This is a genomic window from Sphingomonas sp. 66-10 (assembly GCF_001897045.1).
GTDB classification, from domain to species: domain Bacteria; phylum Pseudomonadota; class Alphaproteobacteria; order Sphingomonadales; family Sphingomonadaceae; genus Sphingomonas; species Sphingomonas lycopersici.
This window is the reverse complement of record NZ_MKRR01000123.1, coordinates 31,754-44,848: the sequence shown is the minus strand read 5'-3', so window position 1 is coordinate 44,848 and position 13,095 is coordinate 31,754. Positions and strand designations below refer to the sequence as shown.

The window sequence follows — 13,095 nt, the reverse complement described above, 5'->3', positions numbered from 1 at the left end:
AAACGCGTCCTGTTTTGGGGTGCGATTGTCGTTAACGTCCAATTAGGAATCGTAAAAAGAAGGTAAACGCTGCCCCGCCGAGTCGGAATCAGGTCCCAGCTCGTAGCTTTGCGCAATGGGAGCAGACGATGAGAATAATTGCTTTAACGGGGGCCGCCGTGTTGGCGGTCATGGCGCCGGCGGCCTATGCGGCGCCGACGATTCACTTTGACGGCGGTTCGGGCACCACGGCGGCGGGCACGACCGTTTTCCAGAATTTCGACAGCTATGCGCCGGGCACGCTGCTCGGCACCAAGACCTATGCCTTCGATGCCAACAGCAGCCTCGGGGTCCGCCCGGCTTTTGGCAGCACGGGCAATTTCGCGTCGGTCGTCGGGGGCGGCACCTATACGGTGAATTTCGCCGCGACCAACATCCTCTCCTTCGTGCTCGGGTCGCTCGACAGCTTCAACAAGCTGACGCTGCTGTTCGCCGATAACAGCTCGGTCACCTATCTCGGCAACCAGATCATCGGCGGCCTGCCGTATATCAGCGGCGATCAGCACAGCCCGCTGAGCAACGGCGTGGTGACCTACAACGCCAATGGCGGCCCGCTGATCGTCGGCGCGACCTTCAGCACGCGGAGCAATTCGTTCGAGATCGACAATCTCGCGCGCGGCGGCGTGCCCGAACCGGCCACCTGGGCGCTGATGATCCTCGGCTTCGGCGCGGTTGGCGGGGCGGTTCGCTACCGTCGGCGCGCGACTGTCCGCGCCTGATCGGGGCGCGATTGTAAGAACGGGGGAGCCGCCGGCGGTCGCGCCGGCGGCTCCTTTGTTTTGTCCGACGGCGTCGCCAGTCGGGCGCGGGTAAGAGAAAGCAAGCGCGATTATACGCCGCAATCATCTCTAACGTCCGAAAATGGGTCAGGAATTTTTACAAGAGTTGATTGGCCTCCGCCGCTGCATATCACCTAGTGAAGACCCGATTAGGCTTTCGTGATTGCGCAAGGAGTCGGGTGATGAGGACGATTGCAATGCTCGGGGCCGCTGCGCTGGCCGCCATGTCGGTGGCGGCGGATGCGGCGCCGACGATCAGCTTTGCCGGCGGCACGGGCACGGCCGCGCCGGGAACGACGGTTTTCCAGGATTTTGAGGGTTATGCGTCGGGTTCGTGGGCGGATACCAATACCCAGTTCGTCAACCCGACCGGCACCAATAATGCGCGTCCCGCTTTCGGCAGCACCGGGAATTTCGCGGCGATACGCGCCAACGGCAGTTATACGGTGAATTTCGGCCCGACGAATCTGTTCTCTTTCGTGCTGGGATCGCTGGATAGTTATAACTCGCTGAACCTGCTCCTGGCCGACGGCAGCAGCGTCAGCTATGCCGGGGGCGAGATCATCGGCGGGCTGTCCTATGCGAGCGGCAACCGCACCAGCGCCACGAGCAACGGCGTGGTGACCTATAATGCCAATGGCGGGCCGCAGATCGTCGGGGCGACCTTCATGTCGGGAAAGAGCTCGTTCGAAATCGACAATCTCGCCGCCGCAGTGCCCGAACCGTCGACCTGGGCGATGATGATCTTCGGCTTCGGCGCGATCGCCGGCGCGATGCGCCACCGCCGCCGCGCGGCGCGCGCGTTGGCCTGATCGCGGCGCATTGGCCTTGCAACAGAGCCGTCGGCGGTGGCGCCGGCGGCTCCTTTCCTTTGCGCGCAAGCCGCCCCATATCGGCTGCCCATCGACAGTTGTTGCGCCGGGCGGTAGGCGTCGGGGTGCAACGCAACAAGTAAAGAGGGCCGCGTGCTGACGCTCACCATCATCCAGATCCTGCAAGTGTTGCTCGATGTCACCTGGTGGGTGATCGTGATCCAGTTCGTCCTGTCGCTGCTGATCGCGTTCAACGTGATCAACATGCAGTCGAACTTCGTCCGCACCCTGGCTTATGGCTTCGACCGGCTGACCGAGCCGCTCTACCGCCCGATCCGGCGCATCCTGCCCAATCTCGGCGGGCTCGATCTGTCGCCGGCGCTGGTGCTGCTGGCGATCGCGATCCTGCGCATCATCCTCAACAATATCGCCGCCAGCATCGTGTTGGGCGGCGCCTGAGCCGCCGATCGGGAATGACGGGGGAGGGCGTGGCGGCGCGCGCCAAGCGGCTGTGAGCGCCTGGCGCGAGACCGATAGCGGCATCGCGCTCGCGATCCGCGTCACCCCGCGCGGCGGGCGCGACGCGTTGACCGCCGGGACGGACGAGTATTTCGCGGCGCGCATCGCCGCCGCGCCGGTCGACGGCGCGGCCAATGCGGCGCTGATCGCGTTGGTCGCCAAGACCTTCGGCGTGGCGAAGCGCGACGTGACGGTGACCGGCGGCGAAACCGCGCGGCTCAAGCGGCTGGCGATCACGGGGGACACGCGGGCGCTGGCCGAACGCGCCCGCGCGCTTTATGGCGAGGCGCTATGACGGCAACTATGATCGACGGAAAAGCATTCGCCGCCGGGCTGCGCGCCCGCGTGGCGGAAGGCGCGGCACGGATATTCGCGGAGGCCGGGCGCAGGCCCGGGCTGGCGGTGGTGCTGGTCGGCGACGATCCGGCATCGTCGGTCTATGTCCGCTCGAAGGGCAAGGCGACCGTTGCGGCGGGGATGGAGAGCTTCGAGCATCGCCTGCCCGCCAGCACCGGCGAGGCCGAGCTGCTCGCTTTGGTCGCGCAGCTCAACGCCGATCCGGCGGTCGACGGTATCCTCGTTCAACTGCCCTTGCCCAAGCATATCGACGAACGCGCGGTGATCACCAGCATCGACCCCGAAAAGGACGTCGACGGTTTCCACCCGGTCAACGCCGGGCGGCTGGCGACCGGGCTTGAAGGCTTCGTGCCCTGCACCCCGTACGGCTGCCTGATGCTGCTCAAGGATCAGCTCGGCGATCTCGCCGGGCGCGACGCGGTGGTGATCGGCCGCTCGAACATCGTCGGCAAGCCGATGGCGCAATTGCTGATCCGCGAAAGCTGCACCGTCACGGTGGCGCATTCGCGCACCCATGATCTGCCCGATGTCGTACGCCGCGCCGATATCGTCGTCGCGGCGGTGGGGCGCCCCGCGATGGTCAAGCCCGATTGGGTCAAGCCCGGCGCGACGCTGATCGACGTCGGGATCAACCGCACCGATACGGGGCTGGTCGGCGATATCGACCCGGCCTGCGCCGAGGTCGCCGGCGCGATGACCCCGGTGCCGGGCGGGGTCGGGCCGATGACGATCGCCTGCCTGTTGCGCAACACCCTGGTGTCGGCGAGCCGCCGGCTCGGCGTGGCTTACGCCATCTGATGACCGAGCTGTTCCTCTCGGCGTTCGTCACCTTCTTCGTGGTGATCGATCCGCCGGGATGCGCGCCGATCTTCGCCGGGCTCACCGCGGGGGCGACGCCCGAGCATCGCCGCGCGATGGCGGTCCGCGCGGTCGGCGTCGCGGCGCTGATCCTCACGGTGTTCGCGCTGTTCGGCGAGAAACTGCTCCACGGGCTCGGGATCGAGCTGGCGAGCTTCCGCATCGCGGGCGGGGTAATGCTGTTCCTCATCGCGCTGGAGATGGTGTTCGAAAAGCGCACCCAGCGCCGCGAGGACCGCGCCGCGAAGGTCACCCCGGCCGAGGCGGAGGACGTGTCGATCTTCCCGATGGCGATGCCGATGATCGCCGGCCCGGGCTCGATCGCCTCGGTGATGCTGCTGATGGCGCGGAGCGACGGCCTCGAGCGCAGCCTGATCGTGCTCGCGGCGATGTGGCTCAATCTGCTGATCGCGCTGATCGCCCTGCTCGCCGCGGGGAGCCTGATGCGGGTGCTCGGGCCGAAGATCGAGGCGGTGGTGACGCGGCTGCTCGGGGTGCTGCTCGCCGCATTGGCGGTGCAGTTCGTGATCGACGGGCTGCAGGCGCAGTTTCACTGAGGGTGGCGTTAGCGCGATTCCCTCTCCCCGTTCGGGCTGAGCCTGTCGAAGCCCTGCCCTTCTCTTCCAAGGAAGAAGGGCAGCCCTTCGACAAGCTCAGGGCGAACGGGTGGGAGAGAACCTCCGCGCCCCTATTCGATCCGGAACGCGCGCAGCGGTAGGTCCGCCGGCAGCGGCACCGATACCAGCCACGGGAAGCGTTCGCCGTTGGCCAGCCGCGCGTAGAAGCCGCCCGGCGCGCGCGCGCGATAGATCGTCGATTCGGCCATGTTCGGACACAGCAGCAGCAAGGTCGCGCCGTGCCGCTTCATGATCGCGTGCGCCTGCTCGGGCGAGCCGGTGAAGGCGTGCTGGACATCGAGGATCGCGTCGCCGTTGCGATGATAGGGGCCGGCGATCGCCGAATGATGCGTCAGCGTGATCAGCCGCGGGCCGAGATCGACGAAGGTGAATACGGTCTGCGCCGGCAGGCGGTTGAGCGGCGCCATTGCGGGCATCGTCACGCAGCGCCCGTTCGCCTTGTTGACGCGGTTGATATAGGGCGTGGGCTTGTCGATCGACGTCCATTGCAGCGCCAGCCCGGCGAACAGCCCCGAGATCAGCACGAAGCCGAGCGCCGGGCCGAGCACCCGCACGAAGATCGACCGGTGGGTGAGCATCGGCGGCAGCAGCAGCCAGGCGAGCGCGGAAACGCCGGGCACCGCGAGCAATTGCGCCGCCGGCCCCGCGCGGATCTGCCACAACAGCATCGCGACCGCGAAGGCAGCGAACAGCAGCACGCTCGCCCAATTGACCAGCGCCGGGGTGCGGCGCGCGCGCCACGTCGCCAGCCCCGCGCCGATCAGCCCCATCACCGGCAGCGCGGCGACCGGAAAACCGGTGCGGAAAGCGTGTTTGTAGATCGGCTTGGCCTCGCGGATATTGCCCAGCCAGTTGCGATACAATTCGTCCGACACCTGCTCGGGCCGGCCGAGGCATTGCGGGAAGACCAAAGCGAAGCCGGCGGCGATCGCCCCGCCCGCGACGAGCGCGAGCACCAGACGCAGCTCGCGCCGCTGCGGCGAGACCAACGCCAGCACGAGCAGCATCGCGCCCGCGGCGACCATCACCGAGAGCCACACCGGGGTCAGCGCGTCGCACCGCGCGACGCGATTGGCGTAAGAGGCGAAGGCGGCATAGCCCGCCGCGGACCCGCCCGCGAGCGTCAGCGCATAAGTCGCGAGCCGGTCGCGCGCCTCCGGCTGCCACACCCAGCGCAGCGTGATGATCGCCCCGGCCATCACCGCATAGGGCAGCATTTCGAGCCCGATCGTCAGCGATACCGCGCTGGCCACGCCGACGATCGCGCCGCCGCGCGCGCCCTTGGGGTCGCACAGCCCGGCGACCGTCAGGCTCAGCATCGCGAGCTGCCAGCCGTGATGATCGATCCGTTCGGGCATGAACATCAGCAGCGCGACGGTCGAGCACAGCGTGAACACGATCGCCAGCGGCCACGCCAGCGGCGCGACCAGCCGCCGCACCGTCGCCGCCAGCCCGACCAGCGCGAGCGACAGCGGCAGCAGCGGCGCGATGCCGCACGCCAGCCGCTCCGCCTCGGCATTGCCGACGAACGGCCGCAACAGCAGGATCAGCCCGGCAATCGGCAGGTCGACAAGCCGCGTCCAGTGGATGTTGAAGCCCACCGGCGGATCGAGCCGGTAGTTGCGCAGATCGTACCAGCCCTGCCCGGCGAGCAATGCGCGGACCTGCATCAGCCGCATATTGTCGTCGGTGTCGCCCAGCGACAGCCAGTGGATCGCCGACCAGCGCTGCGCGACGAACCAGATCGTGATGACCAGCCAGGCGAGCAGCGTCAGCCGCAGCCAATGCCGGTCGAGCTGGGCGAGAGACGACGGGACGTCGCGCTTTATCAAGGGGACTTTCCTCAATCGGCCGACGCCACTAGACGGCGGGGCCGGTAATTGCCGGTTCGCCGCTGTATCGCGGCCGGCGCAAAGGGCAAGGCGTGGAAGCGGTTCTGAAGCATATCCGATCACCCGAGACGCGCGAGATTTTCTGGCAGCTGGTCCGCTTCGGCTTCTTCGGCGGGCTGTCGACGCTGATCTACGCCGCGGTCTATTGGCCGATCGCCACTTATGGGCAGAAGGAATGGCCGCTCGCCAACAGCGCGACCTGGCCGGTGGCGGCCAATCTGCTCGGCTATGTCGCGGCGGTGCTGTCGGGCTATGTCATGCACAGCCGGTGGAGCTTCCGCGGCCACGGCACGCGCGGCAATCTCGCGCGGACCGGCGGGCGTTTCTTCGCCACCTCGCTGGTGAGCCTCGGCATGAACACCTTCTTCGTGTGGCTGCTGACCGGGCCGATGCACGGCCCGACGTGGTGGCCGCTGGTGCCGGCGGTGTTCTTCACCCCGCTCATCACCTTCGTCATCAATCGTTTGTGGGTGTTCGCCTGATGGACCGCCGCGTTTATGACCGCATGGCGGAGCATGACAGCACGCATTGGTGGTATCGCGCGCGCCGCGACATCCTCGCCGATTTCATCACCCGCGAAGGGCATTTGCCCAGGGACGCGAAGATCCTCGAGATCGGCTGCGGCACCGGGCACAATCTGCCGATGCTCGCCAGCTTCGGCGCGGTCGACGCGATCGAGATCGATCCCGCGGCGCGCGCCATCGCCAGCCAGCGACTCGGCAAGCCGGTTGGCGCCACGCCGCTGCCCGCGCTCGCCGACGTTCCCAGGGCGCATTACGATCTGATCGCGGTGCTCGACGTGGTCGAGCATATCGAGGATGACGTGGCGGCATTGCGCGCGATGCGCGAGCGGCTCGCGCCGGGCGGGCGAATCCTGATCACCGTGCCCGCACACCAATGGATGTGGAGCGCGCACGACGTGGTGAACCACCACCACCGCCGCTATTCCAAGACGACGCTGGCACAGGCGATCGCCGCCGCCGGGCTGCGCCCGCGCAAGCTCGGCTATTTCAATTCGCTGCTGTTTCCGCTCGCCGCCGGTGCGCGCGTCGCCGGGCGGCTCACCGGGCGCGACGACAGCGACGACAGCCCGCCGCCGGCGCCGGTCAACCGCTTGTTCGAGACGATCTTCCGCATCGAACGCCACCTCGTCGGCCGCGTCCCGATGCCGCCGGGGGTGTCGATCCTGTGCTTCGCCGAGCCCGCCTAACCTCGTTCGGGCTGAGCCTGTCGAAGCCCTGCCCTTTTCTGCCGACGAAGAAAGTGCAGCCCTTCGCCAAGCTCAGGGCGAACGGGTCACGGGTCACCCCGGTCGTGAGACCGGGGTAACAGTGCAGGCACCCGCTCAGATCGCGTCGAGCGCCTGCGCGAAATCGGCGATCAGATCGTCGGCATCCTCCACCCCGATCGAGATGCGCACCAGATTGTCGGTGATCCCCAGCGCCTGTTTGCGCGCGTCGGGCACCGACAAATGGGTCATCCCCGCCGGGTGGCTGGCGAGCGTCTCGGTGCCGCCGAGGCTTACCGCGAGCTTGGCGATGCGCAGCGCGTCGAGGAAGCGGAACGCCTCCGCCTCGCCGCCCTTGAGGTAGAGCGAGAAGGTCGATCCCGCGCCGGTGCAATGCCGGCGATAGATATCCGCCTGCCGTTCGTCCTTGCCGCCTTCGAGGAAGCCGAGATAGCCGACGCGCTCGACCTTGGGGTGTTCGGCGAGGAAGGCGCAGACCTTGGCGGCATTCTCGCCCGCGCGGCTCATCCTGAGTTCGAGCGTCTCGAGCGAGCGCAGCAGCATCCACGCGGTATTGGGGTCGCAGATCGTCCCGATCGTGTTGCGCATCAGCCGGATCGTATCGATGTGATCCTTGCGCCCGAGCCCCCCGCCGGCGACCAGATCGCTATGCCCGCCGGCATATTTGGTCAGCGAATAGACCACGATATCCGCGCCTTGCTTGAGCGGCTTGTGCCACAAAGGCCCGAGGAAGGTATTGTCGATCGCGATCGGCGGCTTGGCGGCGTGATTGGCGAAGATCGCATCGCGGCTCGCCGCCACCGCCTCGACATCGACCAGCGCATTGGTCGGGTTGGCGGGGCTTTCGAGATAGATCAGCGCGACATTGCCCGATGCCGCCTTGCCCAGCACGGTGTCGATCTCGGCGCGGGTCGCCCCGGCCGGGAAATCGAGCCAATGTACCCCGAACCGGCCGAGGATGCGCGCGATCAGCGTTTCGGTCGCGGCATAGAGCGGCCCCGAATGGACGATCGTGTCGCCCGGCTTGACCATCGACAGGAACAAAGTGGCGATCGCCGACATGCCCGAGGAGAAGGCCAGCGCGTCCTCGGCTTCCTCCCACACCGCGAGGCGATCCTCCAATATCTCCTGATTGGGGCCGTTGAAGCGCGAATAGACCAGCCCCTCGGCGCCCCCGGGGCGCTTGCCGGTGACGCCCTCGAAATGGCGCTTGCCCGCCGCGGCGCTGGGGAAGACGAAGGTCGAGGTGAGGAAGATCGGCGGCTTCAGCGCGCCTTCGGACAGCGCCGGATCATAGCCGTGCCCCATCATCAGCGTCGCGGGCTTGAGCTTGCGACCCCCGATCCGGTCGACCTCGGGGCGCGGCGCGACGCGTGGGTCCGTGCGCCCGTCCACCGCGTCGTGGCCGGGGTCGTTGCTTTTGGTCATCATGATCTCCGAGCGCATGGCGGCGCGCCGGGATCATCCGGCGCGCGACCTGTTACATGCGGATATCGTGCCGGAATTTCAGCTGCCGCGATAGGGGACGAAACTGCCCATCACGCAACTGCCGCTATCGATCCGCGTCGTCATGTCGCGCGTCCGCGCGATGTCGCCGCGGCACAGCCGGCTGCTATATTGCCGGGTGATCAACGCATCGCCGCGCGCCACCGCCTCGCATCCGCCGCCGGTGTCGTTGACATAGGCGAGCTTGGGGCTGACGCGATAGATGAGCCGCGGCCCGATCGCCTTGAGCGAGGCGTTGTTGAACCGCGTATCGAGGCAGTCGACCGGCTTGCCCGGGGTCAAGCCGCTGACTTCCTTCTGGAACGCGGCCTCGTTGCTCGCCGCGCGATCGGCCTGCGACGGCGACGACGCGATAGCGACCGCACCGGCGCCCAGCGCCGCGGCGGCCAGCGGAATAAGGACCATACGCATCACCAACACTCCTTCATGCCCCGCGGCGACAATATAGGACGGTCAGCCGCGAAATTCATCCTTCGCGCGCCGCCGCGCGGCGAGCGTTTCGGCGTCGGGCGCGCGCAGGAACGGGTTGGTGTCGCGTTCGAGCGCGATCGTCGTCGGGACGGTCGCCTCGCCCGCCGCACGCGCGGCGTCGACCTCGGCCATCCGCGCAACGATCGCGTCATTGCCGGGCTCGGCGACCAGCGCGAAGCGGCCGTTGGCCTGGGTATATTCGTGCCCGCAATAGACCCGCGTCTCGGGCGGCATCGCGGCGAAGCGGCGCATGTTGGTCAGCATCTGCGCCGCATCGCCCTCGAACAATCGGCCGCAACCCATCGCGAACAAGGTGTCGCCGGTGAACACCGCATCGTCGTCGGCGAAATGGAAGGCGATATGCCCCGCTGTATGCCCCGGCACCGCGAGCACCGTCGCGCGATGCGCGCCGAGCGTCACCACATCGCCCTCGCCGACGCCGCGGTCGAGCTTGCCGATCTTGGCGCGCTCCGCCTCGGGGCCGATCACCGTGGCGCCGGTCGCCGCGACGATCGCGTCATTGCCGCCGACATGATCGGGGTGCCAATGGGTGTTCCACACCTGCGCGATCGTCCAGCCGCGCGCGGCGGCGGCATCGAGCACCGGCTGCGCCTCGCCGGGGTCGACGACCATCGTCTCGCCGCTGTCGGCATCGTGCACCAGCCAGCTGTAATTGTCGTTGAGCACGGGGACGCGGATCACGTCGAAGTTGGTCATGCGAGGCTCCTTCGGGCGGCGAGCGCGGCGCCGCCGAGCATCTCGGTCAGCGCGGCGGCGTGGCGCTGGTGGGACAGCGGGGCGGCCTGCCCCGCCCACAGCGGCGAATAATCGCCGCGCCCCGCGCTCTCGGCATGTTTGCGCAAGGGTGCGAGCGCGGCGCTGGCGGTCGGGAAGGGCGGGGCGCCGGGGTTGACCGCGCCCAGGGTCTCGATCAGCCGGTTGCGGATGCCGCGCGCGAGCCCGCCGGAGAACAGATTGGTGAACACGCTGTCCTCCGCCCCCGGCCCGCCCAATGCGGCGCGGTGGACGGCGCTGGCGAGGCTCTCCTCGGTCGGCAGATAGGCGCTTCCCACCTGCACCCCGGTCGCCCCGAGCATGATCGCGGCGGCGGCGCCGCGCGCATCGGCGATCCCGCCCGCCGCGATCACCGGCACGTCGACCGCATCGGCGATCTGCGGCACCAGCGCGAAGGTGCCGACCGGGCGATGGCCGTGGAGGAAATGCCCGGCATGTCCGCCGGCCTCGAACCCCTGCGCGATGATCGCGGCGCATCCGGCCGTCGCCAGATGCCGCGCCTCCGCCACATTGGTCGCGCTGGCGATGACGCGCGCGCCGGTCGCGCGGACGCGGGCGAGCAGATCGGGGCTGGGGAGGCCGAAGTGGAAGCTGACGATCTCGGGGCGGGTTTCCTCGACGACATGCGCCGCCTCGGCATCGAACGGCCGGCGCGCAGGGGGCGCGTCGCCCGACGGCTCGATCCCCTCGGCGGCATAGAGCGGCGCGAGCAATGCGCGCCACGCGCTGTCGTCGGCGTCCTGCGGCGGGTGGTGGCAGAAGAAATTGAGGTTGAGCGGGCCGGAGACCGAGGCGCGCACCGTCGCCACCTCGCTCAGCAACCGCTCGGGGGCGAACATCGCCCCGGCGAGCGACCCCACCCCGCCGCCGCGGATCGCCGCGATCGCGAGCGCCGCGTCGCCGAACCCGGCCATCGGCGCCTGGATCACCGGATAGCGCGCGCCGAGCGCGGCGAAGAAGTCGGGCTTACTCAAGGCCATTACCAGCCGGTTTCACCATTCCTCCCCCGGAGGGGGAGGGGGATCGTTGCGAAGCAACGGTGGAGGGGTAGAAGCCGCGGGCGGCATCGCCTGCGGCTGATACCCCCCGCGCGGTGTTGCGTAGGGCCGATACCCCTCGAGCGGCATCGCCTGCGGCGTCCACCCCTCCACCAGCCTGCGGCTGGTCCCCCTCCCCTTTCAGGGGAGGAATAGCGAGCGGCCCGCTGCCGGCCGATATGCCGCCAAGGGAAATTGCCGGACCGACTCTCACCACGTCCCGCTATTGGGCATCGACGCCCACGGCTCCTGCGGCGGCAGCACGCCGTCCTGCAACAGCTCGACCGAGATGCCGTCGGGCGATTTGACGAACGCCATATGCCCGTCGCGCGGGGGGCGGTGGATGATATGCCCGGCGTCCTGAAGCCGCTGGCACGTCGCGTAGATATCGTCGACGCGATAGGCGAGATGGCCGAAGTTGCGCCCGCCGGTATAAATTTCCGGTTCCTTGCCCTCGGTCGGCCAATTGTAGGTCAGCTCGACTTCGGCCCGCGCGCGTTCGCCGTTGGCGGCGATATCCTCGGGCGCGGCGAGGAAGATCAGGGTGAAGCGCCCCGCCTCACTCTCCATTCGCCGCACTTCCTTCAGCCCGAGCAATTCGAAGAAGGCGATCGTCTTGTCCGGGTCGGCGACGCGGATCATCGTGTGGAGATATTTCATCATTTCGCTCCCGTGGGGGTATCGAATTGCGCCAATGCCTGTCCGGCGGCAATCCCCGCCGGCGCGCTCGGCGCGAGCCGTTGCGCATTGGTCCAGGCGGTCCTCGCGCCGGCCGCATCGCCCGCCAGCGCGGCGATATTGCCCGCTTCGAGCTGGACCTGCGCGTCGTCCGAGGCGCGCTTCAACGCCTCGGCGATATCGCTTTTGGCACGTGGCAGATCGTTCATCCGCCGCGCCAGCGTCGCGGAGAGCAGCCAGGCGAGCGGATCGTCCGCCGCGTCGTGGGTCGCCGCGTCGAGATCGGCGCGCGCGCCCGTCATGTCCCCCGTCGCGACCAATGCGCGCGCGCGATCGAGATGCACCTCGCCGAGCGGCAGCCCGGTCAGCGCCCCCGCCGCCAGCGCGGCATCGAGCGCGGCGCGCGCCTTGATCGGATCATTGGCGGCGAGCCGCGCATTGCCCGCCTCCGCCCAATAGGTCGCCGCCTGCGCGTCCTTCTCGGTCTCGGCGAGATGCGCCGCCGCCTCGAACGCGGCCGCCGCGTCGGCGTAGCGCGACTGCGCGGTCAGCGCGAGCCCGAGGCATTGTTTGGCCTTCGATCCGCCCCCGGCGAGCGACCAGCGCTCGGCGATCCGCTCGGCTTCCGCCGGGTCGCCGCGGGTCAGCGTCACGCAATGCGCGGCGGGATCCTCGGCGGCGAGCAGCAGGGCGATCAGCGGGATCATCGCAACACATCCTCCACCGCGCGGACGATCAGCGCGATGTCCGAGTCGCGCGACAGGCGGTGGTCGCCGTCCTTGATCAGCCAGGTCTGCACATCGGCTGAACGGATCAGCTCGGCGAGCCGCCCGGCGCGGTGCCACGGCACGTCGGGATCGCGCTGCCCCTGGACGAAGCGCACCGGGCAATCGATCGCGATCTCGCCGAACATCAGCCGGTTGGCCTCGCCCGATTGCCAGAAGCGGCTGGTGTAGACGGTCGGTTGCGGGCCGTAGGGGTTGGCGCGCTCGATCCGCCCTTCCTGCAAGAGCCGCATCTTCTCCTCGGTGGAAAAGCCCCAGTCGGTGAAATCGGGCGCGGGGGCGATGCCGACGCAGGCGACGACGCGGTCGGGCCGCTGGATCGCCGCCGACAGCATGATCCACCCGCCCATCGACGAGCCGACCAGCACCACCGGCCCTTCGGCGACCTGATCGATCATCGCCAGCGCATCGTCGCGCCAGTCGGCGAAGCTCTGTTCCTCGAACCTGCCCTCGCTCGCGCCGCATCCGCCGTAATCGAAGCGGAGATAGCCGCGGCCTTGCGCCTTGGCCCATTGTTCGAGCGCGATCGCCTTGGTGCCCTCCATGTCGGAGGCATAGCCGGGGAGGAAGACGATCGTCGGGCCGGTGCCCGCGGTGTGATGGAAGGCGAGACGGGGACGCATGTCGGGGGATTTAGGCGTCGAAGCCGTACAGGACAACGGCGCGACATGCGGTTCCGC

16 protein-coding genes are annotated in these 13,095 nt (G+C 68.5%); 8 read left to right on the top strand and 8 right to left on the bottom strand.

The features are described 5' to 3' along the window. Window positions 1-158 precede the first annotated feature (158 nt). The 6 genes from BGN95_RS13155 to BGN95_RS13130 all read left to right on the top strand — a co-directional run bounded on the left by BGN95_RS13155 (window position 159) and on the right by BGN95_RS13130 (window position 3,921). Entirely contained in the window at window positions 159-758 is a 600-nt protein-coding gene (locus tag BGN95_RS13155) for a PEPxxWA-CTERM sorting domain-containing protein (protein WP_286772869.1), read from the top strand. Between the two features lie 242 nt (window positions 759-1,000). Further along, window positions 1,001-1,630 (top strand): PEPxxWA-CTERM sorting domain-containing protein, encoded by a 630-nt coding sequence (locus tag BGN95_RS13150; RefSeq protein WP_286772868.1) that lies wholly within the window; start codon window positions 1,001-1,003, stop codon window positions 1,628-1,630. 153 nt (window positions 1,631-1,783) lie between these two features. After that, complete coding sequence (locus tag BGN95_RS13145) at window positions 1,784-2,089, top strand: YggT family protein (RefSeq protein ID WP_432423345.1); 306 nt, start codon at window positions 1,784-1,786, stop codon at window positions 2,087-2,089. Between the two features lie 52 nt (window positions 2,090-2,141). Further along, the gene (locus BGN95_RS13140) at window positions 2,142-2,444 is read left to right on the top strand and encodes a DUF167 domain-containing protein (protein ID WP_286772867.1); all 303 of its coding nucleotides are present in this window, start codon (window positions 2,142-2,144) and stop codon (window positions 2,442-2,444) included. After that, on the top strand, window positions 2,441-3,304 hold the full coding sequence (gene folD, locus BGN95_RS13135; RefSeq protein WP_179513228.1) for a bifunctional methylenetetrahydrofolate dehydrogenase/methenyltetrahydrofolate cyclohydrolase FolD: 864 nt from the start codon (window positions 2,441-2,443) through the stop codon (window positions 3,302-3,304). Before BGN95_RS13140 ends, folD begins: the two co-directional genes overlap by 4 nt. Next, the gene (locus BGN95_RS13130) at window positions 3,304-3,921 is read left to right on the top strand and encodes a MarC family protein (protein ID WP_179513229.1); all 618 of its coding nucleotides are present in this window, start codon (window positions 3,304-3,306) and stop codon (window positions 3,919-3,921) included. Before folD ends, BGN95_RS13130 begins: the two co-directional genes overlap by 1 nt. 131 nt (window positions 3,922-4,052) lie before the next feature. Here the strand turns inward: BGN95_RS13130 and BGN95_RS13125 are convergent, their stop codons facing one another. Beyond that, window positions 4,053-5,834: an AcrB/AcrD/AcrF family protein gene (locus BGN95_RS13125; RefSeq protein ID WP_286772866.1), complete on the bottom strand. Its 1,782-nt coding sequence runs from the start codon at window positions 5,832-5,834 to the stop codon at window positions 4,053-4,055. A 92-nt stretch (window positions 5,835-5,926) separates the two neighbouring features. On the opposite strand from BGN95_RS13125, the gene BGN95_RS13120 reads away from it, so the two are divergent. Further along, entirely contained in the window at window positions 5,927-6,376 is a 450-nt protein-coding gene (locus BGN95_RS13120) for a GtrA family protein (protein WP_265270179.1), read from the top strand. Further along, the gene (locus tag BGN95_RS13115; protein WP_265270177.1) at window positions 6,376-7,104 is read left to right on the top strand and encodes a class I SAM-dependent methyltransferase; all 729 of its coding nucleotides are present in this window, start codon (window positions 6,376-6,378) and stop codon (window positions 7,102-7,104) included. Before BGN95_RS13120 ends, BGN95_RS13115 begins: the two co-directional genes overlap by 1 nt. A gap of 135 nt (window positions 7,105-7,239) precedes the next feature. On the opposite strand, the gene BGN95_RS13110 is transcribed toward BGN95_RS13115, so the two are convergent. From BGN95_RS13110 to BGN95_RS13080, 7 genes are all read right to left on the bottom strand, one after another. Continuing rightward, window positions 7,240-8,571: a cystathionine gamma-synthase family protein gene (locus BGN95_RS13110; RefSeq protein ID WP_502688292.1), complete on the bottom strand. Its 1,332-nt coding sequence runs from the start codon at window positions 8,569-8,571 to the stop codon at window positions 7,240-7,242. 78 nt (window positions 8,572-8,649) lie between these two features. Beyond that, window positions 8,650-9,060, bottom strand: a complete 411-nt coding sequence (locus BGN95_RS13105) for a hypothetical protein (RefSeq protein WP_265270174.1) — start codon at window positions 9,058-9,060, stop codon at window positions 8,650-8,652. A gap of 42 nt (window positions 9,061-9,102) precedes the next feature. After that, on the bottom strand, window positions 9,103-9,837 hold the full coding sequence (gloB, locus tag BGN95_RS13100; RefSeq protein ID WP_179513232.1) for a hydroxyacylglutathione hydrolase: 735 nt from the start codon (window positions 9,835-9,837) through the stop codon (window positions 9,103-9,105). Continuing rightward, window positions 9,834-10,895 (bottom strand): NAD(P)H-dependent flavin oxidoreductase, encoded by a 1,062-nt coding sequence (locus BGN95_RS13095; RefSeq protein WP_286772864.1) that lies wholly within the window; start codon window positions 10,893-10,895, stop codon window positions 9,834-9,836. The genes gloB and BGN95_RS13095 overlap by 4 nt, the downstream gene beginning before the upstream one ends. A 267-nt stretch (window positions 10,896-11,162) precedes the next feature. Next, window positions 11,163-11,615: a VOC family protein gene (locus BGN95_RS13090; RefSeq protein ID WP_286772863.1), complete on the bottom strand. Its 453-nt coding sequence runs from the start codon at window positions 11,613-11,615 to the stop codon at window positions 11,163-11,165. Next, window positions 11,612-12,337, bottom strand: coding sequence for a tetratricopeptide repeat protein (locus BGN95_RS13085; RefSeq protein WP_179513235.1), 726 nt, complete (start codon window positions 12,335-12,337; stop codon window positions 11,612-11,614). The genes BGN95_RS13090 and BGN95_RS13085 overlap by 4 nt, the downstream gene beginning before the upstream one ends. Further along, entirely contained in the window at window positions 12,334-13,038 is a 705-nt protein-coding gene (locus tag BGN95_RS13080) for an alpha/beta hydrolase (RefSeq protein WP_179513236.1), read from the bottom strand. Before BGN95_RS13080 ends, BGN95_RS13085 begins: the two co-directional genes overlap by 4 nt. Between the last annotated feature and the right edge of the window lie 57 nt (window positions 13,039-13,095).

Excerpts from the sequence above, each read along its gene's own strand:
- BGN95_RS13150 (WP_286772868.1), top strand. The coding sequence starts at position 1,001 with ATGAGGACGATTGCAATGCTCGGGGCCGCTGCGCTGGCCGCCATGTCG.
- folD (WP_179513228.1), top strand. The coding sequence starts at position 2,441 with ATGACGGCAACTATGATCGACGGAAAAGCATTCGCCGCCGGGCTGCGC.
- BGN95_RS13130 (WP_179513229.1), top strand. The coding sequence starts at position 3,304 with ATGACCGAGCTGTTCCTCTCGGCGTTCGTCACCTTCTTCGTGGTGATC.
- BGN95_RS13115 (WP_265270177.1), top strand. The coding sequence starts at position 6,376 with ATGGACCGCCGCGTTTATGACCGCATGGCGGAGCATGACAGCACGCAT.
- BGN95_RS13110 (WP_502688292.1), bottom strand. The coding sequence starts at position 8,571 with ATGACCAAAAGCAACGACCCCGGCCACGACGCGGTGGACGGGCGCACG.
- BGN95_RS13105 (WP_265270174.1), bottom strand. The coding sequence starts at position 9,060 with ATGCGTATGGTCCTTATTCCGCTGGCCGCCGCGGCGCTGGGCGCCGGT.
- gloB (WP_179513232.1), bottom strand. The coding sequence starts at position 9,837 with ATGACCAACTTCGACGTGATCCGCGTCCCCGTGCTCAACGACAATTAC.
- BGN95_RS13095 (WP_286772864.1), bottom strand. The coding sequence starts at position 10,895 with ATGGCCTTGAGTAAGCCCGACTTCTTCGCCGCGCTCGGCGCGCGCTAT.
- BGN95_RS13090 (WP_286772863.1), bottom strand. The coding sequence starts at position 11,615 with ATGATGAAATATCTCCACACGATGATCCGCGTCGCCGACCCGGACAAG.
- BGN95_RS13085 (WP_179513235.1), bottom strand. The coding sequence starts at position 12,337 with ATGATCCCGCTGATCGCCCTGCTGCTCGCCGCCGAGGATCCCGCCGCG.
- BGN95_RS13080 (WP_179513236.1), bottom strand. The coding sequence starts at position 13,038 with ATGCGTCCCCGTCTCGCCTTCCATCACACCGCGGGCACCGGCCCGACG.